This window comes from Streptomyces sp. EDA2-14 (assembly GCF_054963755.1).
This window is the reverse complement of sequence record NZ_JBUEGE010000002.1, coordinates 738,767-762,765: the sequence shown is the minus strand read 5'-3', so window position 1 is coordinate 762,765 and position 23,999 is coordinate 738,767. Positions and strand designations below refer to the sequence as shown.

24 protein-coding genes are annotated in these 23,999 nt (G+C 70.2%); 11 read left to right on the top strand and 13 right to left on the bottom strand.

Features of this window, described 5'->3' with window-relative positions; all coding sequences use genetic code 11:
• From ACY34M_RS09875 to ACY34M_RS09865, 3 genes are all read right to left on the bottom strand, one after another.
• On the bottom strand, positions 1–990 hold a 990-nt coding region (locus ACY34M_RS09875; RefSeq protein WP_462723927.1), incomplete at its 3' end, for a homocysteine S-methyltransferase family protein.
• Positions 987–1,973: a carbohydrate kinase family protein gene (locus ACY34M_RS09870; protein WP_462723926.1), complete on the bottom strand. Its 987-nt coding sequence runs from the start codon at positions 1,971–1,973 to the stop codon at positions 987–989. The genes ACY34M_RS09870 and ACY34M_RS09875, both read right to left, overlap by 4 nt.
• A 104-nt stretch (positions 1,974–2,077) precedes the next feature.
• Complete coding sequence (locus ACY34M_RS09865; RefSeq protein WP_462723925.1) at positions 2,078–3,331, bottom strand: IS701 family transposase; 1,254 nt, start codon at positions 3,329–3,331, stop codon at positions 2,078–2,080.
• A 285-nt stretch (positions 3,332–3,616) separates the two neighbouring features.
• Between ACY34M_RS09865 and ACY34M_RS09860 the strand changes: the two genes are divergently transcribed.
• Positions 3,617–4,252 (top strand): TetR family transcriptional regulator, encoded by a 636-nt coding sequence (locus ACY34M_RS09860; RefSeq protein WP_462723924.1) that lies wholly within the window; start codon positions 3,617–3,619, stop codon positions 4,250–4,252.
• Here the strand turns inward: ACY34M_RS09860 and ACY34M_RS09855 are convergent.
• Both ACY34M_RS09855 and ACY34M_RS09850 read right to left on the bottom strand, forming a co-directional pair.
• Positions 4,210–5,184 (bottom strand): NAD-dependent epimerase/dehydratase family protein, encoded by a 975-nt coding sequence (locus ACY34M_RS09855; protein WP_462723923.1) that lies wholly within the window; start codon positions 5,182–5,184, stop codon positions 4,210–4,212. The two genes, ACY34M_RS09860 and ACY34M_RS09855, sit on opposite strands and share 43 nt — an antisense overlap.
• Positions 5,181–5,807, bottom strand: coding sequence for a ScbR family autoregulator-binding transcription factor (locus ACY34M_RS09850; protein ID WP_462723922.1), 627 nt, complete (start codon positions 5,805–5,807; stop codon positions 5,181–5,183). The genes ACY34M_RS09855 and ACY34M_RS09850 overlap by 4 nt, the downstream gene beginning before the upstream one ends.
• 111 nt (positions 5,808–5,918) lie before the next feature.
• Here ACY34M_RS09850 and ACY34M_RS09845 point away from each other — a divergent pair, with 111 nt between their 5' ends.
• On the top strand, positions 5,919–6,863 hold the full coding sequence (locus tag ACY34M_RS09845; RefSeq protein ID WP_462723921.1) for a ScbA/BarX family gamma-butyrolactone biosynthesis protein: 945 nt from the start codon (positions 5,919–5,921) through the stop codon (positions 6,861–6,863).
• Positions 6,864–7,008: 145 nt separating this feature from the next.
• Here the strand turns inward: ACY34M_RS09845 and ychF are convergent, their stop codons facing one another.
• Positions 7,009–8,097, bottom strand: coding sequence for a redox-regulated ATPase YchF (gene ychF, locus ACY34M_RS09840; protein WP_462723920.1), 1,089 nt, complete (start codon positions 8,095–8,097; stop codon positions 7,009–7,011).
• A gap of 161 nt (positions 8,098–8,258) precedes the next feature.
• Here ychF and ACY34M_RS09835 point away from each other — a divergent pair, with 161 nt between their 5' ends.
• Positions 8,259–8,885: a DUF6542 domain-containing protein gene (locus ACY34M_RS09835; RefSeq protein ID WP_462723919.1), complete on the top strand. Its 627-nt coding sequence runs from the start codon at positions 8,259–8,261 to the stop codon at positions 8,883–8,885.
• 42 nt (positions 8,886–8,927) lie between these two features.
• On the opposite strand, the gene ppgK is transcribed toward ACY34M_RS09835, so the two are convergent.
• Positions 8,928–9,677 carry a polyphosphate--glucose phosphotransferase gene (gene ppgK / locus ACY34M_RS09830; protein ID WP_462723918.1) on the bottom strand — a complete coding sequence of 250 codons (750 nt, stop codon included), beginning with the start codon at positions 9,675–9,677 and terminating at the stop codon, positions 8,928–8,930.
• A gap of 29 nt (positions 9,678–9,706) precedes the next feature.
• Positions 9,707–10,798 (bottom strand): 4-hydroxy-3-methylbut-2-enyl diphosphate reductase, encoded by a 1,092-nt coding sequence (locus ACY34M_RS09825; RefSeq protein ID WP_462723917.1) that lies wholly within the window; start codon positions 10,796–10,798, stop codon positions 9,707–9,709.
• A 75-nt stretch (positions 10,799–10,873) separates the two neighbouring features.
• Here ACY34M_RS09825 and ACY34M_RS09820 point away from each other — a divergent pair, with 75 nt between their 5' ends.
• Positions 10,874–12,256, top strand: coding sequence for an APC family permease (locus tag ACY34M_RS09820; protein WP_462723916.1), 1,383 nt, complete (start codon positions 10,874–10,876; stop codon positions 12,254–12,256).
• A gap of 61 nt (positions 12,257–12,317) precedes the next feature.
• On the opposite strand, the gene ACY34M_RS09815 is transcribed toward ACY34M_RS09820, so the two are convergent.
• Positions 12,318–13,805, bottom strand: a complete 1,488-nt coding sequence (locus ACY34M_RS09815) for a collagen-binding domain-containing protein (RefSeq protein WP_462723915.1) — start codon at positions 13,803–13,805, stop codon at positions 12,318–12,320.
• Positions 13,806–13,918: 113 nt separating this feature from the next.
• On the opposite strand from ACY34M_RS09815, the gene xseA reads away from it, so the two are divergent.
• The 3 genes from xseA to ACY34M_RS09800 all read left to right on the top strand — a co-directional run bounded on the left by xseA (position 13,919) and on the right by ACY34M_RS09800 (position 16,172).
• Complete coding sequence (xseA, locus tag ACY34M_RS09810; RefSeq protein WP_462723914.1) at positions 13,919–15,151, top strand: exodeoxyribonuclease VII large subunit; 1,233 nt, start codon at positions 13,919–13,921, stop codon at positions 15,149–15,151.
• A gap of 14 nt (positions 15,152–15,165) precedes the next feature.
• Entirely contained in the window at positions 15,166–15,426 is a 261-nt protein-coding gene (locus ACY34M_RS09805) for an exodeoxyribonuclease VII small subunit (protein ID WP_462723913.1), read from the top strand.
• A 155-nt stretch (positions 15,427–15,581) separates the two neighbouring features.
• The gene (locus tag ACY34M_RS09800) at positions 15,582–16,172 is read left to right on the top strand and encodes a malonic semialdehyde reductase (RefSeq protein WP_462724110.1); all 591 of its coding nucleotides are present in this window, start codon (positions 15,582–15,584) and stop codon (positions 16,170–16,172) included.
• A 69-nt stretch (positions 16,173–16,241) separates the two neighbouring features.
• On the opposite strand, the gene ACY34M_RS09795 is transcribed toward ACY34M_RS09800, so the two are convergent.
• Positions 16,242–16,775, bottom strand: a complete 534-nt coding sequence (locus ACY34M_RS09795; RefSeq protein WP_462715981.1) for a DUF4245 domain-containing protein — start codon at positions 16,773–16,775, stop codon at positions 16,242–16,244.
• A 213-nt stretch (positions 16,776–16,988) separates the two neighbouring features.
• On the opposite strand from ACY34M_RS09795, the gene glpX reads away from it, so the two are divergent.
• Positions 16,989–18,023 carry a class II fructose-bisphosphatase gene (gene glpX, locus ACY34M_RS09790; protein ID WP_462715982.1) on the top strand — a complete coding sequence of 345 codons (1,035 nt, stop codon included), beginning with the start codon at positions 16,989–16,991 and terminating at the stop codon, positions 18,021–18,023.
• A 107-nt stretch (positions 18,024–18,130) separates the two neighbouring features.
• On the opposite strand, the gene ACY34M_RS09785 is transcribed toward glpX, so the two are convergent.
• Positions 18,131–18,496 carry a WhiB family transcriptional regulator gene (locus tag ACY34M_RS09785; protein ID WP_356374313.1) on the bottom strand — a complete coding sequence of 122 codons (366 nt, stop codon included), beginning with the start codon at positions 18,494–18,496 and terminating at the stop codon, positions 18,131–18,133.
• A 159-nt stretch (positions 18,497–18,655) separates the two neighbouring features.
• Positions 18,656–19,342, bottom strand: coding sequence for a DUF1707 SHOCT-like domain-containing protein (locus tag ACY34M_RS09780; RefSeq protein ID WP_462715983.1), 687 nt, complete (start codon positions 19,340–19,342; stop codon positions 18,656–18,658).
• A 165-nt stretch (positions 19,343–19,507) separates the two neighbouring features.
• On the opposite strand from ACY34M_RS09780, the gene ACY34M_RS09775 reads away from it, so the two are divergent.
• Positions 19,508–21,187 (top strand): fumarate hydratase, encoded by a 1,680-nt coding sequence (locus ACY34M_RS09775; RefSeq protein WP_462715984.1) that lies wholly within the window; start codon positions 19,508–19,510, stop codon positions 21,185–21,187.
• 64 nt (positions 21,188–21,251) lie between these two features.
• Here the strand turns inward: ACY34M_RS09775 and ACY34M_RS09770 are convergent, their stop codons facing one another.
• Positions 21,252–21,626 (bottom strand): VOC family protein, encoded by a 375-nt coding sequence (locus ACY34M_RS09770; protein ID WP_462715985.1) that lies wholly within the window; start codon positions 21,624–21,626, stop codon positions 21,252–21,254.
• Between the two features lie 99 nt (positions 21,627–21,725).
• Here ACY34M_RS09770 and ACY34M_RS09765 point away from each other — a divergent pair, with 99 nt between their 5' ends.
• Positions 21,726–23,129 carry a class II fumarate hydratase gene (locus ACY34M_RS09765; RefSeq protein ID WP_462715986.1) on the top strand — a complete coding sequence of 468 codons (1,404 nt, stop codon included), beginning with the start codon at positions 21,726–21,728 and terminating at the stop codon, positions 23,127–23,129.
• Between the two features lie 73 nt (positions 23,130–23,202).
• Complete coding sequence (gene fomD, locus ACY34M_RS09760) at positions 23,203–23,880, top strand: cytidylyl-2-hydroxypropylphosphonate hydrolase (protein WP_462715987.1); 678 nt, start codon at positions 23,203–23,205, stop codon at positions 23,878–23,880.
• Positions 23,881–23,999: the final 119 nt, after the last annotated feature.

Below are 23,999 nucleotides of genomic sequence, written 5' to 3'. Positions count from 1 at the left end.
CCGGAACGGCACCGTCTGGTACAGCGAGGCGGCGCCCGGCTCCGGGCGCGGGGCGCGCTCGGCGGGCTGCATGCCCCGCACCCGCTCGACGACCTGGCGCAGATGCTCGGGCGTGGTGCCACAGCAGCCGCCCACCAGCTGGAGGCCGTAGCTGTTGATGAAGTTCTCCTGCGCGTCCGCCATCTCCGGCGGCGTCAGCGGGAAGTGCGCGCCGTCCTTGCCCAGGATCGGCAGACCGGCGTTGGGCATGCACATCAGCGGCGTCTGCGAGTGCCGGGCCAGATAGCGCAGGTGCTCGCTCATCTCCGCCGGCCCTGTGGAGCAGTTCAGGCCGATCAGGTCGATGCCCAGCGGCTCCAGTGCCGTCAGCGCGGCGCCGATCTCCGAGCCCAGCAGCATCACGCCGGTGGTCTCGAAGGCGAGGGAGCAGATCAGCGGGACCGACACACCGAGCGCGTCCATCGCCCGCCGGGCCCCGATCAGCGACGACTTGGTCTGCAGCAGGTCCTGCGTGGTCTCCACGATCAGCGCGTCGGCGCCGCCCGCCAGCAGCCCCTCCGCGTTCTTCTGGTAGCCGTCACGGATCGTCGCGTAGTCGACGTGGCCCAGCGAGGGCAGCTTGGTGCCCGGGCCGATCGAGCCGAGGACCCACCGCTGGCGGCCGTCCCTGGCCGCGAACTCGTCGGCGACCTCGCGGGCCAGGCGCGCACCGGACTCGGACAGCTCGTAGATGCGGTCCGCGATGTCGTACTCGCTCGCCGCCGTGTGGTTCGCGCCGAACGTGTTCGTCTCCACGCAGTCCACGCCGACCGCGTAGTACTCCTCGTGCACGGAACGCACGATGTCGGGGCGGGTGAGGTTGAGGATCTCGTTGCAGCCCTCGAGGTTCTCGAAGTCCTCGAGGGTCGGGTCCTGCGCCTGCAGCATGGTGCCCATCGCCCCGTCGGCCACCACGACACGGGTGGCGAGGGCTTCCCGGAGGCCCGTCACCGCGACGCTCCCGACAGGTGCATGGCCAGGTCTTCCATGGCGGACACCCCGTAGGCGTCACGGATACGGACCAGAAGGGACGCGCCGGAAAGGGACTTGGGCTGCGGGCCCGTGGTCTCCAGGATGGTTGTGGCCACGGCGCTGCCCAACTGTGCGGCACGTCGGTGGCCGTACCCCCAGGAGACTCCGGCGAGGAACCCGGCCCGGAAGGCGTCACCCGCGCCGGTGGGCTCCACCGGGCCGGTGGGGGGTACGGACTTCACCGTGACGGCGTGGTGGCCGGTCCGCCGCACGACGGCGCCCTCCGCGCCGCGCGTCGTCACCCAGGTGTCGACGCGCCCCAGGATCTGCTGTTCTGTCCAGCCGGTGCGCTCCTGGATCAGCACGCTCTCGTACTCGTTGGTGAACAGGAACCGGGGTCGTTCAAGGAGCGCACGCGCCTCGGCCCTTTCCAGGCGGGCCAGTTGCTGGGACGGGTCGGCCGCGAAGGGCACGCCCATGTCCACGCACTGGCGGGTGTGCCGCACCATGGCCTCCGGGTCGTTGGGCGAGACGACGACCAGGTCAAGTCCGCCGGCGCGCCCGCGGACGTCCCGTAGATCGATGTGGCGTGCCTCGGCCATGGCGCCCGCGTAGAACGAGCCGATCTGGTTGTTCTCGCGGTCGGTCGTGCAGATGAAGCGGGCGGTGTGCAGCGTGTCGCTGACCCGCACCGACCCGGTGTCCACCCCGGCCCGCTCCAGCCGGGCACGGTAGGCGTCGAAGCCCGCTCCCACGGCGCCGACGAGCACGGGGCGCAGGCCGAGGGAGGCCAGCCCGTACGTCATGTTCGCCGCGACGCCCCCGGGCCTGATCTCCAGAGCATCGACGAGGAACGAGAGCGAGACCTTGTCGAGGCCCTCGGCGAGGAACTGTTCGGTGAACCTGCCCGGATAGACCATGAGATGGTCCTCGGCTATCGAACCCGTCACGGCGATCTTCATCGGATTCCCCTGCCCTGTCTCTCGGCTGTTGGCGGTGGCGCGGCGTACCGGCGGTCGGGCCCGGCCATGGGTGTTCATCGTCCGAGGAGTCGCTTAAGCAGGTGTTAGGCAGGGATCATCTTCGATGTCCGTGCGAACCGCGGCGCGGGTCGGACGGGGCCGCTCACGCGGTGCGGACGGGACAGGGGCTCGTACCGCCCGGGCGCCCCCACGACCGGCGCCCCACCGGACAGGCGGCGGAACGCGTGGGCAGCGGACACCAGGGTCATGTGGTGGTGCCAGCCGGGATAGGAGCGCCCCTCGAAGTCGAGGAGTCCGCCGTGTTCCTCCAGCTCCCGCACCGTGGCGCTGGTGCGGTGCATGGTGCTCGCGAGCGCGAGGACGTCGCCGGTCCGGTGCTGGGTGAGATCTGTGATGAAGTACCGCGGGCCCTGGTGATCCCCCGCCGGATGCTCGGCGATCACCCCGCACGGGCTACGACGGGCCTCCGTGCCGCCCGGGGCGAGACGTACACCGCAGCTCCGCACCCGCGAGTGGCCCCGCCCGCCCGGCCCCGGCACGACTCCCGAGCCGAACCCGGGCGCGGCACCCTGCAGGAGCCGGCTCACGGTCACCGGGCCGTGCCGCCCGGACGACGGGTACAGCACGGTGTCTCCGGCGACCCGTACGACGAATCCCGTACCGAGCGCGGCGAGTCCGGGCAGCAGGGACGCGTCGTGCGGCAGCTCGGTCAGGTCGGCGACGAGCGGCGCGGTCCGGCGGCCCGTGGCGTGCGCCCAGGTCCGTACGAGGTCCAGGGCGCAGGCGCCTTCCGCGGGCGTGACCTCGTCCCTCGCGATACGAGCCGCTTCGCGCCACTCGTCGTCGCTCTGCCACTGTCCGGGCAGCACAAGCCGCCAGTCGACGGGGATGCAGACATCAGCGGACCCGAGGAAGAGACCGATGCCCAGCTGGCAGTTGACCGTGCGGTCGGCGCCGGAGACGAAGCGCCGGTGTACGCCGACCGACCGGTCACCACGCTTGGGGATCACGCACAGGCCCAGGCTCCAGGTCAGGGTCGTACGGTGCTGCTCGACCCAGTCGGCGAGAGCATGCCGCACCGACCGCCAGCACCAGGGGCTGACGTTGACGAACTGCTGCAGGGCCTGCGACGTGTGGGGGGAGTCGGACACAGCGGCGGCCATGCGGCGCAGCGACTTCTTGCCCGGAGTGACCAGCAGACCCATCACGTACTCGCGTGAACGGCCGCGCTGGTCCGCCCTCGGCAGATCCGCGAAGAGGTGGTCGACGAACTCCGCCAGCGGATCGTCGCCGCTGTACGGAGCCCGACGGTGATGCTCGACTGCGATACCGTTCACGGCCGCTCCCCCTGGCTGCTGTTCCCACTATCGTTCCGTCTTCATAAACATAGAGAGCACTCTCTTTGCAAGTCCAGAGGACCTGCCGGAACTGCGCCACTTTGGCAAGTTCACGACGCACCGCCACCTCCCGGCACCAAGAGGCCTGCGTCTTCGGCAAGTCGGCCTGGTGTCCCCCCGGTGGAATGCCACAGGATGCGGAACCGAGCTTCCATACAGGCGACATGTGCGAACGCCCCTGCCGGGCGCCCGCGAAGGAAGGGGCGACATGAAGGAAGGGGCGACATGACGGAGCAGGCGCGCGCGGCCCGGACACGACAGCAGCTGGTGCAGAACGCGGCGGCCGAGTTCGCACAACGCGGCTACGAGGGAACGTCGTTCGCCCGGGTCTGCAAGGCCACGGGCGTCACCATGGGCGCCCTCACCTTTCACTTCCCGACCAAGAGGTCCCTGGCCCACGCCGTGTGCGCCGAGGGGATCGACGGGACACGCACGGCGGTCGACGAAGCCGACCAGGACGCCGGGTCGCCGCTGCGAGCCGTCGGCGAGATCACGCGGGCGGTGGCCAAGGTGCTCGGCGAGCGAGCCGCAGCCCGCGCCGCAGCGCGCCTCACCCGCGAACAGCCGTCCCTGGGCCTGAACTGGCGCGACACCTGGCTCCCCCTGGTCCGCACCCGCTTGCACCAGGCCAAGAAGCTGGATCAACTGCACCCCGGCGCCCGCCCCGAGACCGCCGCACTCCTGGTGGGCAGCCTGGTCGCGGGGCTCGAGTCCGGGCTGCTGCCACAGCTGGGCGAGCTGCTCCTGCTGTCATCCGCTCCGCAGGAGCAGCTCACCGAGCTGTGGCAGGTCGCCCTGCGGGGCGTCGAGGCGCCCTCTCACGACCTTCCGCCGCTCGCCCCCCGGTACGAGGAGCCCTGATACCAGGCAGCCGCCTCGCCGAGTCGAGCGAGCGGCCCGGGCCCCGGATCCACGTCGAGCAGCCGCCAGATCCGCTCGCTCAGATAGAAGTGGTCGAGGGTCAGCAGCTCCAGCTGCCGACTGCCGAACCGGCCAGGGGTGCGGGCCAGCAGCTCCAGACACCGGTCCCAGTCGGCCTCGCCTTCGGCAGGAGTCGCCAGGCCATGGGTGCTCAGCGCGGCCCTGAGCCGCCGCGTGGAGACAGGTACCGGATGCGCCGCGTGCTGGACTCCGCGCAGCGGCACCCGCACGGTGGCGGCGGCCACGACCAGACGAGCCAGGTCGTCCACGTCCACGAGCGACTGCAACCCCGTACCACCGAGCCACTCGGGGGTGACTCGCTCGGTCAGCTCGGCGAACGCCGGAACGACCCAGCGATCCCCCTTCCCCAGAACGAGGTTGGGGCGCAGCACGAGGGCACCCGCCTTCCGTGCGGGCTCCTCCGCGGCGAGGCGGGCGCGGCTGGCGTCGGACACCGGAGCCCCGGCAGGCTCGTCGACGTCCACGCCGCAGTGCGGTCCGGCGCCGTACACCGCGGCGGTGGACAGGTGCACCACACGTGGCACCCCGGCCGCGCGGGCCGACGCCATGACCGCGGTGGTGCCGCGCAGGTTGACCGAAACACACTGTCCGGCGTCCTTGCCCACGTACGAGACACAGTGAACGAGAGCGTCGACTCCACGCATCACAGCGCCAAGTGACACCTCGTCGGCGATGTCGCAGCGGATCCATTCCACGGCGTCACCGACGGGCCGAGCGGCCCGCGAGCCACGCGTCACCGCCCGGACGCGCAGGGGTCTCCCCTCGGGCCCCACTCCGCCGGCCAGTCGGCGCAGCACGGCGGAACCGATGAACCCGGTGGCCCCGGTCAGCGCGACGGTCCACGGTCTCACTCGACCGGCTCCGGCTCGACCGACGACAGCTTCAGGGTGGGCAGGGCTTCCGGTGAGGCGACACCGGGGAGAAGGAACGACCACAGCTCGGCGATCCGTTCCTGCAGGTCGGCACGGTCCGTACTGATCTTGGACAGCAACTGCGTTCCGCTGTACGCCCCGACGAGGGTCCGGGCGAAGCTCCCGGGATCCACTCCCTCACGCAGCTCACCCAGCGCCTCGGCGGCGATGAGCTCCTCCTTGAACCGGGTGATCCACAACTGGTACGCGGAGTCGTCGCTCAGCCCGAAGGCCCCCTGCTCCACGGCCAGCCGCACACCCGCCTTGAACCGGACGTTGCACTGGAACTCCCGGGCCAGGACGAAGGTGAGGTCGATCAGACGCTGCAGACCACTACGGCCCGTCAACTCCGACAGGTCCTCGGCCTGTTCGTTCATCACGGCTCTGGCCAGTTCCTCTTTGGAGCCGAAGTGGAAATAGAGCGCCCCCATCGTGCAGCCGGCGCGTTTGACGATCTTCGTGGTGCTCGTCCCCGCGTATCCGCGTAGGTCGAACTCCTCCGCCGCCGCTCTGACGAGGGCAGCCCTCGTCTTCACCGCGCGTTCCTGCTGTGGGCGCGCCATCCGTCCTCCTCTCGACAAAAAACAGAGTACTCTCTAGGTTATCTGCTGCGCTGGTCGCTGCGTTCACAGCTGCACGACGTCATCACACGAGATCCTCAGAGAGGCCGTTCCGTGACTGTCACCACTGTCGCATCTGCTCACCTCAGCACCACTCCGGATCAGCCGACGGCTGTCCCGCGCCAACTGGTACACAAGGCCGCTCAGGCCGAAGTCCTGCTCTGCGGCTGGGAGAAGCGCGGTGACGACGCGTTCGTCATACCCGCTCAGTGGCCTCGGGCGCACACCTTCTACGCCCCGGTCGGAGATCTGCACGACCCCATGCTGTTCGCGGAGACCGTCCGTCAGGCCATACCGCTGGTCAGCCATATCGGTTACAACGCCCCCCTGGACCACCGCCAGATATGGGACCACTTCCGTTGCACCCTCACCCCCGCGGCGCTGAGCCACAATCTGCGCCCGGTGGACTGCCAGCTGGTCGTGACGTGCAGCGACGTCGTAAAGCGCGCCAACAGACTCGGCGGCCTGGCCATGCATGTGACGGCAGTGCGCGACGGCCGGCGCCTCGGCGTGGCCACCACGCGGTTCGCCAGCCAGCCCCCCGCCGTCTACAAGCGGTTGCGCGGACCGCGCGCCGACCCGGACCTCGCCATGTCGCACGCCACCCCTCTGCCCGCCCCGCTCGCCCCTGAGAGACCCGGTCGCATCAATCCACAGGACGTCGTCCTCGCCCCCGGAAAGTCGCCACGGCACTGGCAGTTACGAGTGGACGTCACCCACCCCGTACTCTTCGACCACCCGGTCGACCACATCCCCGGGATGCTTCTGCTGGAGGCGGCCCGACAGGCAGCACAGACCGTGCTGCACCCCCGGCAGGCCGTCCTGACCGGTCTCGACGCGCGGTTCAACCGGTTCGTCGAGTTCGACACCCCGTGCTGGGTCGAGGCCGAGTGGGAGGACACGGCGACACCCGGCCGTGAGACGGTCCGTGTCACCGCCCGCCAGGGCGAGCACGTGCCCTTCACCGCGACGGTGACCGCCGCGGTCGACCCCGCCTGAGAACGCCTGTTCATACCTCGGCCCACACGGGAGACATGAACACGGCTCTCGCTCCGCAGTCATGACGACAGCCCTGCGCCACCCATGTCCATGGCTCCCGTGTGGGGACAGCCCTCGTACCGCCGGATCCATACCGGCGAACGACTCAGACGTTGAAGCGGAACTCCACGACGTCCCCGTCCTGCATCACGTAGTCCTTGCCCTCCATGCGGGCCTTGCCCGCCGAGCGGGCGTCGGCGACCGAGCCGCATTCGACCAGGTCGTCGAAGGAGATGACCTCGGCCTTGATGAAGCCCTTCTGGAAGTCGGTGTGGATGACACCGGCCGCCTCGGGGGCCGTCGCGCCCTTCTTGATGGTCCAGGCGCGGGACTCCTTGGGGCCTGCCGTGAGGTAGGTCTGGAGGCCGAGGGTGTCGAAGCCGACGCGGGCCAGCGTGGCGAGGCCCGGCTCGTCCTGGCCGACGGACTGGAGGAGTTCGAGGGCCTCCTCCTCGTCGAGCTCGGCGAGGTCCGCCTCCAGCTTGGCGTTGAGGAAGATGGCCTCGGCCGGGGCGACCAGGGCGCTCTGCTCGGCCTTGAAGGCCTCGTCCGTGAGCTCGTCCTCGTCGACGTTGAAGACGTAGAGGAAGGGCTTCGTCGTGAGGAGGTGCAGGTCGTGGAGGAGCTCCTCGTTGCCACTGCCCTGGACGATGCCCTGGGAGGAGAGGGTGTCGCCCTTCTCCAGGATCTCCTTGGCCGCCTCGACCGCCTTGACCTTCGGAGCGATGTCCTTCTTGATGCGCGACTCCTTCTGGAGGCGCGGCAGGACCTTCTCGATGGTCTGGAGGTCGGCGAGGATCAGCTCGGTGTTGATCGTCTCGATGTCGTTCTTGGGCGCGACCTTGCCGTCGACGTGCACGACGTTCTCGTCCTGGAAGGCGCGGATGACCTGGCAGATCGCGTCGGACTCGCGGATGTTCGCCAGGAACTTGTTGCCCAGGCCCTCACCCTCGGAGGCGCCGCGCACGATGCCCGCGATGTCGACGAAGTCGACCGTGGCCGGGAGGACCTTCTGCGAGGAGAAGATCTCGGCCAGCTTGGTGAGGCGGGTGTCGGGGACACCGACCACGCCGACGTTCGGCTCGATCGTGGCGAACGGGTAGTTGGCCGCGAGCACGTCGTTCTTGGTCAGGGCGTTGAACAGGGTCGACTTGCCGACATTCGGCAGACCGACGATTCCGATCGTGAGCGACACGTTGCGACTTCCCGTACGTGGTGTGGGTGGGTGTGGGGCTGGGCAGTCCACCAGTCTACGGCCTCCCTCGGCACGGCCGACTTCGGTCAAGCTGCGTCAAGGTCTGCCAAAGTGCGTGTCCCTTGGCCTATTGGGCACATAAGCGCATCTATGTTGGGGTTGTGGAGCAACCCAGGACGCGTTCCCCGCAGGCCCGCCCCCGCCGCACGGCCCCGCTTCCGCCGCAGGCGCAGGGCGGCCAGGACGGCGCCGTGCCGTCCGACGAGACCGCCACCGTGTACCGGGCCACCCGTGCGGGCCGGCCGTCCGCCGGGGGGCCGCGCAGATCCCTGCGCTTTCCGAACCCACGGCTCACGGGGCGGGGCAGCGGACTGTTCTGCATCGCCACGATGCTCGTGCTCGGCTTCCTCGACCGGCTCCTCTTCAGTAGCTCCGCGGCGTTCTACGGAGTGCTGTTCCTGCTGGTCAGCGGGCTCACGGCGGCGTGGGTGCGCAATGCGGACCTGGTGACGGCGCCGGTCGCCGTGCCGATCGCCTTCGCCGTCGGCATCGTGCCGATCTCCGAAGGCGCGGGCGGGTTCGGCCCGCAGGTGATGGGGCTCGTGACGACGCTGGCCATGAACGCGGTCTGGCTCTACGGCGGGACGCTCGTCGCCGGGGTGATCGTGACCGTACGGAAGGTGCGGCTCATGGCCCGGCGGGCCGCAGTGCGCCGGGCCGGTGGCCGGCAGCCGTCGGCCACCGCGTCCTCGTCCCGGACGACGGGACCGCGGCGCCGTACCGCGTAGCCCGCCTCCGCCCCGCCTGCGACCCGCTTCTGAGAAGAAGCGCTACGCGCGTGAGGCCGCCATAGCCGCTCCCACGATCCCCGCGTTGTTCTGCAGCTCGGCCGGGACGATCTCGGCCTTGATGCCCTCGATCAGTGGCAGGAACTTGTGCGCCTTGCGGCTGATCCCGCCGCCGATGATGAACAGCTCGGGCGAGCAGAGCATCTCCACGTGCGCCAAGTACTTCTGCACGCGGCGCGCCCAGTGCTCCCAGCTGAGGTCGTGGTCCTCTCTCGCCTTCGTGGAGGCGTGCTTCTCGGCGTCGTGCCCGTTCAGCTCCAGGTGGCCCAGCTCCGTGTTCGGCACGAGGACGCCGTCGGTGAACAGGGCGCTCCCGATGCCCGTACCGAAGGTGAGCAGCAGCACGGTGCCCTTGCGGCCGCGGCCCGCGCCGAACTGCATCTCGGCGACGCCCGCGGCATCCGCGTCGTTCAGCACCGTGACCGGGAGCCCGCCGAGCTTCTCGGTCAGCAGGGCCTGCGCGTCGACGTCGATCCAGCTCTTGTCGACGTTGGCCGCCGTACGGATCGTGGCGCCGCCCGTGACGACGCCGGGGAACGTGACGCCCACCCGGTCCGGGCGGGCGTCACCGAAGTGGTCGACGACCTGCTTGACCCCTTCGGCCACCGCCTCGGGGGTGGCCGGGTGCGGGGTCAGCACCTTGTGCCGCTCCAGGGCGAGATCGCCGCGCTCCAGATCGACCGGGGCGCCCTTGATCCCGGATCCGCCGATGTCCACACCGAAGATCTGCATGACTCCACGTTACGACGGGAGACCGACAGTCACTCCTTGGAAGCGGGATCCCCGGACTCCGCGGCCTCTCCGGCCTTGCCGGACTCGCCGACCAGGGCCGCGGCCTCCGCGCGCAGATCGCGGCGGAGCTCCTTGGGCAGCGAGAACGTGATCGACTCCTCGGCCGCCTTCACGATCTCCACGTCCGCGTAGTCGCGCTGCTTCAGGTACTCCAGGACCTCCTCGACGAGGACGTCCGGCACGGAGGCGCCGGAGGTGACGCCGACGGTCGTGACGCCCTCCAGCCAGGACTCGTCGATCTCGGAGGCGTAGTCCACGAGGTACGCGTCCTTGGCGCCGGCCAGCTTGGCGACCTCGACGAGCCGCACCGAGTTCGAGGAGTTGCGCGAGCCGACGACGATGACGAGGTCGGACTCGGCGCCCATCTGCTTCACGGCGAGCTGACGGTTCTGGGTCGCGTAGCAGATGTCGTCGCTGGGCGGCGAGACGAGACCGGGGAACTTGGTCTTCAGCGCGTCGACGGTCTCCATCGTCTCGTCGACGGAGAGCGTGGTCTGGGAGAGCCAGACGACCTTCTCCGGGTCGCGGACCTCGACCTTGGAGACGTCCTCGGGGCCGTCGACGAGCGTGATGTGCTCGGGGGCCTCGCCGGACGTGCCGATGACCTCCTCGTGGCCCTCGTGCCCGATCAGGAGGATGTCGAAGTCGTCCTTGGCGTAGCGGATCGCCTCCTTGTGGACCTTGGTCACCAGGGGGCAGGTGGCGTCGATGGTGGCGAGCTTGCCGCGCTCGGCCTCCTCGTGGACGGTCGGTGCGACACCGTGCGCCGAGAACATCACGATGGAGCCCTCGGGAACCTCCTCCGTCTGCTCGACGAAGACGGCGCCCTTCCGCTCCAGGGTCTCCACCACGTACTTGTTGTGCACGATCTCGTGGCGGACATAGACGGGGGCCCCGTACTGCTCGAGGGCCTTCTCGACGGCGATCACGGCACGGTCCACACCGGCGCAGTAACCCCGGGGGGCGGCGAGCAGGACGCGGCGGTTGTCACTGCGACGCGCAGCGTCTCCGCTTGGGGTGGTGGCGGGCGGCGGGCCGGGAGTTGCAGTCATGCCTCCCATCGTAAGGGCGTACCCGGGGGGCTAAAGATCGCGGCGGTGGGGAGACTGGGGGTCTGCGCGATCTACGGAGGCACGATGTCCGCCGACACCACACATGAAGAGGCAGCACTGCGGCGCAGTCTCGGCTTCCGGGACCTGGTGGTCTACGGGCTGCTCTTCATCGCCCCGATGGCGCCCGTCGGCGTCTTCGGCACCCTGGACGCGAAGTCGCACGGCGCGGTGGCTCTCGTCTACATCGTCGCGACGATCGCGATGGCGTTCACCGCGTTCAGCTACGCCCAGATGGTGCAGGTGGCCCCCCAGGCGGGCTCGGTCTTCGCCTACGCGCGCGCGGGTCTCGGGCAGGGGCCGGGGTTCATCGCGGGCTGGATGGCGATGCTCGACTACGTACTGATCCCGGCGGTCGCGTATCTCTTCGCCGGGATCGCGATGAACTCGCTCATCCCGTCGGTCTCCCAGTGGGTGTGGACGGCGATCGCCGTGGTGATCACGACACTGCTCAACCTGTGGGGGGTGCGGGCCGCGGCGCGGGTCGGGTTCGCGGTCCTGGCGCTGGAGATCGTGGTCCTGCTGGTCTTCGTGGTCTCGGCGGTCGTGATCCTGGCCACGGACGGGCCGCAGCGCGACTGGCTGTCCCCGCTGACCGGCGACGGTACGCAGGGTGCGTTCGCGCTGTCGGCGGTGATCGGCGCGGTGTCCGTGGCGGTCCTGTCGTACCTGGGTTTCGACGCCATCGCGTCGTTCGCGGAGGAGGTCACCGGGGGTTCGGCGAAGGTCGCGCGGGCGGTGCTGTTCTGCCTCGTTCTCACCGGTGTGCTGTTCGTCGCGCAGACCTACTTGGTCGCACTGCTCGAACCCACCACGTCGGCGCAGCTCGCCGCCGACCCCGGAAAGCAGGGCAGCGCCTTCTACGACGCCGTGGACGCGTCCGTGGGCTCGTGGCTGCACGACCTGGTGGCGGTGAGCAAGGCGATCGGCGCGGCGTTCGCGGCGCTGGCCGGGCAGGCGGCGGCCGGGCGGCTGCTCTTCGCGATGGCCCGCGACCGGCGGCTGCCGAAGGCGCTGTCGCGGACGTACTCCGGGGTGCCGCGGGTGGCGCTGCTGATCGCCGCGGTGATCACGCTCGTCGCGGCGGTGTGGGCGGCCAGCCGGGGCGACGGCATGGACCACCTGGTCTCGGTCGTCGACATCGGCGCCCTGACGGCCTTCACGCTGCTGCACGCGAGCGTGGTGGGGTATTTCGCGGTACGGCGCCGTGGCGGCGCGGTGAGCTGGTGGCGGCACCTCGTGATCCCGGTCGTCGGTGCGGCGATCACCGTCGCGGTGATCGTGGAGGCGTCCCCGACGGCGCAGGTGGTCGGTGCGATCTGGCTGGTCGTGGGGCTTGTGGTGCTGGTGGCGCAGAGGGGCGCCCGGCAGCCGGCCGACGCGTCGTCGGGCGACGGCACGGCCGGCTGACCTGCGTACGGACTCAGTGGCGTACGGACTCGGTGGCGTACGGGCTCGGTGGCGTACGGGCTCAGTGGCGGCCGCGCCTGCGGCCGAGGACGAGGGCCACGGCTCCGCCGGTCACCAGGACGAGCGCGGCCCCGCCGAGGAGGAGCGCCTGGCGCCGGTCGGATCCGGTGGCCGCGAGCGGGGACCCGCTGGGGGTGGGCCCGGAGGCGGGCGCCGTCGACGGGGCGCCGGACGGTGACGGCGCGAGGCTGTCGGAGGGGGAGGGCGTGACGCTGTCGGAGGGCGACGGCGTGGGCCTTGCGCTGTCCGAGGGGGACGGCGAGGTGCTGTCGGACGGAGAGGGCGAGGTGCTGTCCGTGGGCGTCGGCGGGAGCGGGCCGACGTTGTCGGTCGGCGAAGGGCTCACCGTCGCTCCCCCGCCCTCTTCGTCGTCGCACGACAGCTGCGTGTCGAACGGGAAGTAGTGGATCTCGCCGGCGTTGACGGACTGCCGGGTGACCGGATCGAAGGGCCCGGCGATCAGCTCCTTCGCGATCACGTCGCCCTCCATGTTCGACGGATCGAGGTCGGTGATCCTGGCGTTCGGCGCGAAGACCGTGCCCTCGACCGAGTCGCCGTCGGCGACCGTGATGTCCGTCGCGTCGGGGAAGTCCCACAGCATGTACGGGGCCTGCGCACCGGAGACGCCCGCGAGCGTCGGGGTGTGCCAGGTGAACGAGGAGTCGGTGCCGGTCGTGTCCACGGCGATCAGCAGCGGGGTGTCGGCGGACGGCCGGTTGTCGAAGGTGAGCTCGCGGATGCTGTTGAGCTGCTCCCCCGTCAGACGCAGCACGTTCGTCCTGCCCGGCGTGAGCGAGATGTGGGCCTGCCCGTCGGCGGGGATCTGCGCCGGGTCGCCCAGCGAATGGCCGGCGGCGTCGTGCAGCCGCACGGTGTTCGCGCAGTTCGCCATGGACCGGGCGCGCTCCCTGTAGGTGGTGAACAGCGACGCGAAGTCCATGGGGCTCTGCCCCACCGAGGAGGCGGGCTGCGTGGTGGTGAGTTCGACGCGCGGGGTCGAGTCGTAGGCGGCGCCCTCGCGCGTGATGTGGGTGTGGGCGGAGGCGCCGTTGCCGTCCGTGTCGCGGACGCTGCTGCCGCTGAGGTCGCCGATCTTCACGTAGCCGTCGCCCAGGACCTTCAGGACACCGTCCTGCGCACTGGCGTCGTGGTTGATCCTGCCGCCCACGAGGAGGGCGGTGGGGTTGCTGTCACCGGGCGCGACGTACGAACCGGTGTGGTTCAGCGCGACGTTGTAGCCGGAGCCGAAGGTGAGGTCGCCGCCGACGGCCACGGGGCCCTCGGACTCGGTGCTGCCGAGGACGGCGTCGCCCTCCGTCACGACACCGAATCCGTTGCTGCCCGCCACGGGATTGCCGAACGAGGTGGCGGCGCGGGCTGCGGGTGCGGCGGCGCCGGTCGGGGTTCCGGCGAGGGCGCCGAGCGTCGCGGCGCACACGACGCATCCCGCGAGCGGGACGACTTTCGAGGCTTTTGTCGTTTTATTCATATTTGGACGCTAGAAGCGCGTTCCGGGAGCGGACGCGACGCCACGCCCCGCGGACCGCCGTACGGACCTCCCGTACCACCTGCGTTGTCGGTACCTGCGGCTACGCTCACGGCATGGCTGTCAACACGTCCGCGGACGCCCCGCTGCCCGTCGGCCAGGTGTCGCGGCTCATCGGGGGATGGATCGACCGGCTCGGCGCCGTGTGGGTCGAGGGGCAGATCACGCAGCTGTCCCGCAGACCGGGCGCCGGTGTCGTGTTCCTGACGCTGCGCGACCCCTCGCACGAGATCTCGGTGTCCGTGACCTGCTACCGGCAGGTGTTCGACGCGGTGGCCGACGTGGTCCGCGAGGGCTCGCGCGTGGTCGTGCACGCGAAGCCGGAGTGGTACGCGCCGCGCGGCCAGCTCTCGCTGCGCGCCGCCGAGATCCGCCCGGTCGGCGTCGGTGAACTGCTCGCGCGTCTGGAGCAGTTGAAGAAGGCGCTGGGCGCGGAGGGCCTGTTCGCGGACGACCGCAAGAAGCCGCTGCCGTTCCTGCCGCAGCTCATCGGCCTGGTCTGCGGTCGCGCCTCGGCGGCGGAGCGCGACGTGCTGGAGAACGCGCGGCACCGCTGGCCCGCCGTCCGCTTCGAGGTGCGCAACGTACCGGTGCAGGGGGTGCACGCGGTGCCGCAGGTGGTCCAGGCCGTCAAGGAGCTGGACGCGATCGACGAGGTCGACGTGATCATCGTTGCGCGCGGCGGCGGCAGCGTGGAGGACCTGCTCCCGTTCTCCGACGAGCAGCTGGTGCGGACGGTGTCCTCCTGCCGTACGCCGGTCGTCTCCGCGATCGGCCACGAGCCGGACAATCCGCTGCTCGACTACGTGGCGGATCTGCGCGCCTCGACGCCGACGGACGCGGCGAAGAAGGTCGTGCCGGACGTCGGCGAGGAGTACGAGCGGGTGCGGTGGCTGCGTGACCGGGCCCGGCGCAGCGTCGAGGCGCTCCTGGAGCGGGAGGAGCGGGGCCTGGCCGCGGCGCTGGCCCGCCCCTCGATAGAGGACCCGCACCGCATGGTCGACGAGCGCGAGGAGCAGATCGCGGCGCTGACCGAGCGCTCCCGGCGCACCCTCGGCCATCTCCTCGACCGCGCCGAGTCGGAGCTGACGCACACGCACGCGCGCGTGGTCGCGCTCTCCCCCGCGGCGACCCTGAAGCGGGGGTACGCGGTGCTGCAGAAGCCGGACGGGCACGTGGTGCGTGGGCCGGACGAGGTGGCGGCGGACGAGGAGCTGCGGGCCCGCGTCGCCGAGGGCGAATTCACCGTACGAGTAACAACAGACGCCGCCGCGGCGGACGAAGCGTGAGGACGGACAACAGGATGACCACCAAGGCGGCCGACGAGGCGCTCGGCTACGAGCAGGCGCGGGACGAACTGATCGATGTCGTACGGCGGTTGGAGGCCGGCGGCACGTCCCTGGAGGAGTCGCTCGCGCTGTGGGAGCGCGGCGAGGAGCTGGCGAAGGTGTGCCGCCGCTGGCTGGACGGGGCGCGCGCCCGCCTGGACGCGGCGCTCGCCGGGGAGAGCGAGGAAGGCGCCGCCGATGACGACGAGGAGGCCGAAGCCGCCGACGAGGAGTGAGGCCCGCCCGCTCCCCCGCTCACGACCGTCTTGTGAACAGCGTCACGAAGGTTTTGGTTGAAGATTGAACCTCATCGGCGTACGGTCGTTCATGTTGGCCGATCCGGAGGGAACGGATCGCCGCACCGTGACCGTCGCACCGAGAAGGTTGATCCATGTCTCTCGTTCTTGACCCCGCCGCGCAGGACCTGCTGTTCCGCGAAGCCCGCACCGCGAACACGTTCTCGGACGAGCCGGTGACCGACGAGCAGGTCGCGGCCATCTACGACCTGGTCAAGTACGGCCCGACCGCCTTCAACCAGTCGCCGCTGCGCATCACCCTGGTCCGCTCCCCCGAGGCCCGCGAGCGCCTCGTGAAGCACATGGCCGAGGGCAACCAGCCGAAGACCGCCGCCGCCCCGCTGGTCGCGATCCTCTCCGCGGACCACGAGTTCCACGAGGAGCTCCCGCAGCTCTTCCCGCACGCCCCGGCGATCAAGGACATGTTCTTCTCCGAGCGCCCGGTCCGCGAGCAGGCCGGCACGCTGAACGCGACGCTGCAGGCCGCCTACTTCATCATCGGTGTCCGTGCCGCTGGCCTGTCCGCCGGTCCGATGACCGGGCTCGACTTCGCCGGCGTCCAGAAGGAGTTCCTGGACGACGACCACACCCCGCTGATGGTCATCAACATCGGCAAGCCCGGCGAAGACGCCTGGTTCCCCCGCTCCCCCCGCCTCGAGCAGGACCAGGTCATCACAACCATCTGAGCCCCACGCGCACGAGGAAGGGCCCCGGCCGAAGCCGGGGCCCTTCCTCGTGTGTGGTGAGCGGAGCGGTCACACCTTCTCGCGCTTCATCTCCAGCGCTTCGGCCATCTTCGTCAGCTGTTCGAAGCCGGCCGTGCCGGTCACCAGCGTCGTGGCGTTCTTCTGCTTCAGCACCAGGGCGTCGTACTTCTCGCCCTTGTAGCGCTCCCAGGTCTCGTCGCCGATCCGCTGCGTACGACCGGTCGCGGAGGCCCCCTGGCTCGCCTCGTTGATGAACGCCTTCGCCCCGCCGGACGACTGCTCGACGGCGACGTACTGCCCGTCCGGGTCCAGGAAACCGAGGTGCCACGCGTCGCCGGAGGCGCCCTGGTAGCGCACGGACGTCGCCTTCCAGGCCTCCGGGAGGCCCGTGGGCGCGGCCACCGGGTACGGCGCCGCACGGCGGGCCGTCGACAGCTCGACCTTGTAGTCGACGCGCTTGACCTGCGGCTTCCCTGCGTCGTCATGCGGGACGAAGAGGTAGATCACGCCGGCCGCGACGACACAGACGCCGAGCGAGAGGACCAGGCTGCCGACCGTTTTCTTACCGTTTCTTGCTGCCACGCGCCCCATCGTCGCAGGTCGCCGGATGATCTCCGCCGGGAGGTCCGATTTCGCGCGGTCCGACATCGACCGGCCCGCTCATCCGTGGGGCGGTCTGCTCAGATTGTCGGACTGACGATAGAGTCCTCCTATACCAACCCCTCGTCCGGCCGTCGTCGTATCCCGGTGAAGCCGAACAACCCGGTGAATCCCGGAACAGAAAGGTGCGTCTCGATGACCGAGCATCACCAGCTTCCGTCCGAACTCGAGGTCCCTTCCGAGGCCCCCGACCGCAACCTCGCCCTGGAACTCGTCCGGGTCACCGAAGCCGCCGCCATGGCCGCAGGCCGCTGGGTGGGCCGCGGCGACAAGAACGGCGCGGACGGTGCGGCCGTGCGCGCCATGCGCACACTCGTCTCCACCGTCTCGATGAACGGCGTGGTCGTCATCGGCGAGGGCGAGAAGGACGAGGCCCCGATGCTCTTCAACGGAGAGCACATCGGTGACGGAACGGGCGCCGAGGTCGACATCGCCGTCGACCCGATCGACGGCACCTCGCTCTGCGCGAAGGGCATGCCGAACGCGATCGCCGTGCTCGCCGCCGCCGACCGCGGCACGATGTTCGACCCGTCCGCCGTGTTCTACATGGACAAGCTGGTCACCGGTCCCGAGGCCGCCGACTACGTGGACATCAACGCCCCGGTGTCGGTGAACATCCGCCGCGTCGCCAAGGCGAAGAAGCGCGCGCCCGAGGACATCACCGTGGTCATCCTCGACCGGCCGCGGCACGAGGGGATCATCAAGGAGGTCCGGGAGACCGGCGCCCGGATCAAGCTGATCTCGGACGGCGACGTCGCCGGTTCGATCCTCGCCGTGCGCGAGGGCAGCGGCGTCGACCTGCTGCTCGGCATCGGCGGTACGCCCGAGGGCATCATCTCGGCCTGCGCGATCAAGTGCCTGGGCGGCGTCATCCAGGGCAAGTTGTGGCCCAAGGACGACGAGGAGCGGCAGCGGGCGATCGAAGCGGGGCACGACCTGGACCGCGTGCTGTCCACGGACGACCTGGTCTCCGGCGAGAACATCTTCTTCGTCGCCACCGGGATCACCGACGGGGAGCTGCTGCGGGGCGTGCGGTACGACTCCGAGCGGGCGCACACGTCGTCGCTCGTGATGCGGTCGAAGTCCGGGACGATTCGGCAGATCGACTCGACGCATCGGTTGAGCAAGTTGCGCGCCTACAGTGCGATTGACTTCGACCGGGCCAAGTAGGTTGCGCGGGTCCGGGGTTACGGTCGCGGGGCTCCGCCCCGGACCCCGCGCCTCAATCGCCGGCGGGGCTTGAAAGATCAGGGCTTGAATTACCTCTGGGGCTTGAATTAACCGGCCAGAGCCGTGCGCGGCGTCTTCTTCAACTCCACCTCGCGGCGGCGGCGCCTCGCCAGGACCACGCGGCGTTCCGCTGCCGTGAGGCCGCCCCAGACGCCGTACGGTTCGGGCTGGAGGAGGGCGTGTTCGCGGCACTCGACCATGACGGGGCAGCGGGCGCAGACCCGCTTGGCGGCCTCTTCGCGCGCGAGGCGCGCAGCGGTCGGTTCCTTGGAGGGGGCGAAGAAGAGTCCCGCCTCGTCGCGCCGGCACACCGCCTCCGTGTGCCATGGAGCGTCCTGGTCCCTGCCCCTGACTGGCTCGCGCTGCTGCGGTACGGCGGTGACCTGCAGGGACTGATGCGGCGGGTGCAGCACGGTCTACTCCTGACGACGGCTAACGGCGGCTTTCGCGAGCGAGCGACGATGCAGCAAGCTCTACCCGCTGTGTCGACGCCTATGCACTGAGTTCCGAAGCACGGAAGTTCCGACGCGCATAAGGGAGTTCACAGCCCAAAAGCCACCGGGGCGCGGCCGTCAGCCGAAGTGCTTGCGCAGGTGCTTCTCCAGGTTCGCGACGAGTCTGCCGCGCTTCGGCTTCGCCTCGATGTTCCCGAGGACCGTCACCCCGTCGACGTACACGACGGGCGCCTCGGGCTCGCGCGCGTCCAGGGTGTCCACCTCGAAGTTGCCGAGGACGCCCGCGCCGCTGCCGCGCAGCGAGATGTTCTCGGGGACGCGGATCTCGACGTTGCCGAACACGGAGACCGCCTTGATGTACACCTGCGGGTACTCGAAGATCGCCTCGCTGAGGTCGATCTCGACGTTGCCGAAGATCGCGTACGCGTGGGTGCGGCGGCCCGGGCGCCAACGGCCCTTGCGCGTCGTGGAGCTGAGCACCGCCACCAGGTTCTCGTCGGCCACCGGCGGGACCGTGCCCGGTGCCGGCCGGCTCGGCGCGGGGCCCGGCTCGGGCTCCGGGCGGCGCGGCGCGTGGGCGCCCGGCAGGTCACGGACCAGCGGCTCCAGTTCGCCGACCGTCTTCGCGCGGTAGACCCCGTCGATCCGCTCGGCGTGCTCCTCCGCATCCAGCCGGCCCTCCGCGAGCGCCTCGCGCAGGATGTCCGCGGTCCGGTCGCGGTCGGCGTCGGACGCGCGCAGTTCGGTCGGCTCCGCCACGGGAGCGCTGGGCGCGGGCTGCGAAGGGCGCTTTTGAAGGTCCACGACAGCAGAGTACCGAAACGCGATAGATCGCGACACCCCCTGTACAGCGGGGCCGTGGAGCCAACTGAGCCTTACCTCACAGACCCGGCCGCCCGACCAGGTTCTACGCTGGTTGGCGCTGCCAACGGATGCCAGCTGCTGTCTGTCGAGTGAGGAAAAGGCGAGATGCCGGAGTTCGCGTACACCGATCTGCTCCCCCAAGGTGAGGACACCACCACGTACCGGTTGGTGACCTCCGAGGGTGTCTCCACCGCTGAGGGGCCGGACGGCCGTACGTTCCTGAAGGTCGAGCCCGAGGCGCTGCGCAAGCTCGCCGAGGAGGCCATCCACGACATCCAGCACTACCTGCGCCCGACGCACCTCGCGCAGCTGCGCCGCATCATCGACGACCCCGAGGCGTCCAGCAACGACAAGTTCGTGGCGCTCGACCTGCTGAAGAACGCGAACATCGCGGCCGCGGGCGTGCTCCCGATGTGCCAGGACACCGGCACCGCCATCGTCATGGGCAAGCGCGGACAGAACGTCCTCACCGAAGGTGAGGACGAGAAGGCGCTCTCCAAGGGCATCTACGACGCGTACCAGAACCTGAACCTGCGCTACTCGCAGATGGCCCCGCTGAACATGTGGGAGGAGAAGAACACCGGCTCCAACCTCCCCGCGCAGATCGAGCTGTACGCGACGGACGGCGGCGCCTACAAGTTCCTCTTCATGGCCAAGGGCGGCGGCTCGGCCAACAAGTCGTTCCTCTACCAGGAGACGAAGGCGGTCCTCAACGAGGGCTCCATGATGAAGTTCCTGGAGGAGAAGATCCGCTCGCTGGGCACCGCCGCGTGCCCGCCGTACCACCTCGCCATCGTGGTGGGCGGCACCTCCGCCGAGTACGCCCTGAAGACCGCGAAGTACGCCTCCGCGCACTACCTGGACAACGTGCCCGCCGAGGGTTCCGAGCTCGGGCACGGCTTCCGTGACGAGGAGTTGGAGCAGAAGGTCTTCGAGCTGACGCAGAAGATCGGGATCGGCGCGCAGTTCGGCGGCAAGTACTTCTGCCACGACGTGCGCGTGGTGCGCCTGCCGCGGCACGGCGCCTCCTGCCCGGTCGCCATCGCCGTGTCCTGCTCCGCCGACCGCCAGGCCGTCGCGAAGGTCACCGCCGAGGGCGTCTTCCTGGAGCAGCTGGAGACGGACCCGGCCCGCTTCCTGCCGGAGACGACGGACGAGCACCTCTCCGAGGACGAGTCGGCCGACGTCGTGAAGATCGACCTCAACCAGCCGATGGACGCGATCCTCGCCGAGCTCGCCAAGCACCCGGTGAAGACCCGCCTCTCCCTGACCGGTCCGCTCGTCGTCGCCCGCGACATCGCGCACGCCAAGATCAAGGAGCGCCTCGACGCCGGCGAGGAGATGCCGCAGTACCTGAAGGACCACCCCGTGTACTACGCGGGCCCGGCGAAGACCCCCGAGGGTTACGCGTCCGGTTCCTTCGGCCCGACGACGGCCGGCCGCATGGACTCCTACGTGGAGCAGTTCCAGGCCGCGGGCGGCTCCAAGGTCATGCTCGCCAAGGGCAACCGCTCCAAGCAGGTCACGGACGCGTGCGACGCGCACGGCGGCTTCTACCTCGGCTCGATCGGCGGCCCGGCCGCGCGTCTCGCGCAGGACTGCATCAAGAAGGTCGAGGTCGTCGAGTACGAGGAGCTCGGCATGGAGGCCGTCTGGAAGATCGAGGTCGAGGACTTCCCGGCGTTCATCGTCGTCGACGACAAGGGAAACGACTTCTTCCAGGCCCCTGCGCCCGAGCCGACCTTCACGCACATCCCGGTGCGCCAGGGCTCGCAGCAGTCCTAGTCGCCTCCGCGCTCCCGGCCGGCCCCCGCATCCGTGCGGGGGCCGGCCGTTTTCCGTGCGGTGCTCAAGCGCCCGGCAGGAAGAGGCAGAACGGGTGGCCGTGCGGGTCGCGCAGCACGCGTACGTCCCGCTGCGGCTGGTGCGCCTCCAGAGTCGCCCCGAGCGCGCACGCCCGCTCCACCTCGACGTCCAGGTCGTCGACCTGGAGGTCGAGGTGGGCCTGCATCTGCTGGCTGCCGGGACGCTGCGGCCACACCGGGGGCGTGTGGTCGCTCTCCAGCTGGAAGCTGAGGCCGGGCCGCTCCCGTGCCGGGTCCCGCAGCCGCACCCACTCCGGGTCGCGCTCGACCTCCGCCCAGCCCAGCAGGGCGCGGTAGAAGTCGGCGAGGGCGGCCGGGTCGGGGGTGCCGAGGACAAAGCCTCCGAGGGTCGTCGTCATGCCCGCACAGGTGCCCGCGACACCCGCATCGGACACCACCGGAATACCCGCCGGATGAGCGACGCTGGCACGAGGAGAGCCACGAGGAGGAAGACAGCCATGGTGAGCACGGCGAACGACGACGGGTACCGCATCGAGCACGATTCCATGGGCGAGGTCCGCGTCCCCGCCGCCGCGAAGTGGCGGGCCCAGACGCAGCGCGCCGTGGAGAACTTCCCCATCTCCGGTCAGCGCATCGAGCGCGCCCACATCGAGGCGCTCGCCCGCATCAAGGGCGCGGCGGCCACGGTCAACGCCGAGCTGGGGGTGGTCGACAAGGACATCGCCGAGGCCATCGCCGCCGCTGCCGCCGAGGTCGCCGAGGGGCGCTGGGACGACGAGTTCCCGATCGACGTGTTCCAGACCGGCTCCGGCACGTCGTCGAACATGAACACCAACGAGGTGCTGGCCACGCTCGCCACCGAGCGCCTGGGCCGCGACGTGCACCCGAACGACCACGTGAACGCCTCGCAGTCGTCCAACGACGTGTTCCCCTCCTCCATCCACATCGCGGCCACCGCCGCCGTCACCCACGACCTGATCCCGGCCCTGGAGCACCTGGCCGCGTCCCTGGAGCGGAAGGCGGCCGAGTTCTCCGACGTCGTGAAGTCGGGGCGTACGCACCTGATGGACGCGACGCCGGTGACGCTGGGCCAGGAGTTCGGCGGCTACGCGGCGCAGGTCCGCTACGGCGTCGAGCGGCTGACCGCCTCGCTCCCCCGCCTCGCCGAACTCCCCCTGGGCGGCACCGCGGTCGGCACGGGCATCAACACGCCGCCCGGTTTCTCCGGCGCCGTCATCGCCGAGGTCGCGCGCGCGACGGGGCTGCCGCTGACCGAGGCCCGCGACCACTTCGAGGCGCAGGGCGCGCGCGACGGGATCGTGGAGACGAGCGGCCAGCTGCGCACGATCGCCGTCGGCCTCACGAAGATCGCCAACGATCTGCGGTGGGCCGCCTCCGGTCCGCGTACGGGCCTCGCGGAGATCAACCTCCCCGACCTGCAGCCCGGTTCGTCGATCATGCCGGGCAAGGTGAACCCGGTCATCCCCGAGGCGACGCTCATGGTCGCGGCCCAGGTGACCGGGAACGACGCGACGGTCGCCGCGGCCGGCGCCGCGGGCAACTTCGAGCTGAACGTGATGCTCCCCGTCATCGCGAAGAACGTGCTGGAGTCGATCCGGCTGCTCGCCAACGTCTCCCGGCTGCTCGCCGACCGCACCGTCGACGGCATCACCGCCAACCGCGAGCGCGCCCGCGAGTACGCCGAGTCGTCCCCGTCCGTCGTCACGCCGCTCAACAAGTACATCGGGTACGAAGAGGCCGCCAAGGTCGCAAAGCAGTCACTCGCCGAGCGGCGGACCATCCGCGAGGTGGTCATCGACGGCGGTTACGTAGAGCGTGGTGACCTCACCGTCGAACAGCTCGACGAGGCGCTCGATGTCCTTCGGATGACACGACCGTGACAGGGCGTGGCCAGTTGGCGTATTCGTGATACGCACCGCAGCGTCGTATGCCGTTGGCACCTAATATCTGTGCATGACAGAGGACTACCGGAGCAACGACGGGGAGCGGCGCTGGGCGCCGGGCGAGCCGATCCTGTGGCGTTATCGCGCCAATGGGAGCGACGGCTTCCACATCTGCCGTCCCGTCACGGTCGTCCAGGACACCGACGAGCTGCTCGCCGTGTGGATGGCGCCGGGCACCGAGTGCGTGAAGCCGGTGCTCGCCGACGGCACCCCGGTGCACCGCGAGCCGCTCGCCACCCGCTACACCAAACCGCGCGCCCTGCACCGCGACCGCTGGTTCGGCACGGGCGTACTGAAGCTGGCACGCCCCGGCGAACCCTGGTCGGTGTGGCTGTTCTGGGAGCAGGGCTGGAGGTTCCGCAATTGGTACGTGAACCTGGAGGAGCCGCGCGCCCGCTGGTCCGGCGGCGTCGACTCGGAGGACCACTTCCTCGACCTGTCCGTCCATCCGGACGGCAGCTGGCGCTGGCACGACGAGGACGAGTTCGCGCAGGCGCAGGCGGTCGGCCTGATGGGCGCCGAGCAGGCCGCCCGGGTGCAGGCCGCCGGACGCCGGGCGATCGAGGCGATCGAGAACTGGCAGCGGCCGTTCTCGGAGGGCTGGCAGCACTGGCGCCCGGACCCGGCGTGGCAGGTCCCGGCCCTGCCGGCGGACTGGGACCGTACGCCCGCGCACGTGTCCTCATGAGACCCTTGATGCGCCCCCATGGGGTAACCGTAGGATCGTCCTCCGCAAAGAGAGCACCGGTCCGAATGTGCGGGTTCTACGGACAACTCTTGGCACGCACAACAGGTCTGACACGATGT

Bases quoted from the DNA above. Each gene is read 5' to 3' on its own strand.
- ACY34M_RS09860 (WP_462723924.1), top strand. From the start codon at position 3,617: ATGACGGAGCAGGCGCGCGCGGCCCGGACACGACAGCAGCTGGTGCAG.
- ACY34M_RS09800 (WP_462724110.1), top strand. From the start codon at position 15,582: ATGTCTCTCGTTCTTGACCCCGCCGCGCAGGACCTGCTGTTCCGCGAA.
- ACY34M_RS09820 (WP_462723916.1), top strand. From the start codon at position 10,874: ATGTCCGCCGACACCACACATGAAGAGGCAGCACTGCGGCGCAGTCTC.
- fomD (WP_462715987.1), top strand. From the start codon at position 23,203: ATGACAGAGGACTACCGGAGCAACGACGGGGAGCGGCGCTGGGCGCCG.
- ACY34M_RS09850 (WP_462723922.1), bottom strand. From the start codon at position 5,807: ATGGCGCGCCCACAGCAGGAACGCGCGGTGAAGACGAGGGCTGCCCTC.
- ACY34M_RS09815 (WP_462723915.1), bottom strand. From the start codon at position 13,805: ATGAATAAAACGACAAAAGCCTCGAAAGTCGTCCCGCTCGCGGGATGC.
- glpX (WP_462715982.1), top strand. From the start codon at position 16,989: ATGACCGAGCATCACCAGCTTCCGTCCGAACTCGAGGTCCCTTCCGAG.
- ACY34M_RS09775 (WP_462715984.1), top strand. From the start codon at position 19,508: ATGCCGGAGTTCGCGTACACCGATCTGCTCCCCCAAGGTGAGGACACC.
- ppgK (WP_462723918.1), bottom strand. From the start codon at position 9,677: ATGCAGATCTTCGGTGTGGACATCGGCGGATCCGGGATCAAGGGCGCC.
- ACY34M_RS09770 (WP_462715985.1), bottom strand. From the start codon at position 21,626: ATGACGACGACCCTCGGAGGCTTTGTCCTCGGCACCCCCGACCCGGCC.
- ACY34M_RS09825 (WP_462723917.1), bottom strand. From the start codon at position 10,798: ATGGGAGGCATGACTGCAACTCCCGGCCCGCCGCCCGCCACCACCCCA.
- xseA (WP_462723914.1), top strand. From the start codon at position 13,919: ATGGCTGTCAACACGTCCGCGGACGCCCCGCTGCCCGTCGGCCAGGTG.
- ACY34M_RS09870 (WP_462723926.1), bottom strand. From the start codon at position 1,973: ATGAAGATCGCCGTGACGGGTTCGATAGCCGAGGACCATCTCATGGTC.
- ACY34M_RS09805 (WP_462723913.1), top strand. From the start codon at position 15,166: ATGACCACCAAGGCGGCCGACGAGGCGCTCGGCTACGAGCAGGCGCGG.
- ACY34M_RS09765 (WP_462715986.1), top strand. From the start codon at position 21,726: ATGGTGAGCACGGCGAACGACGACGGGTACCGCATCGAGCACGATTCC.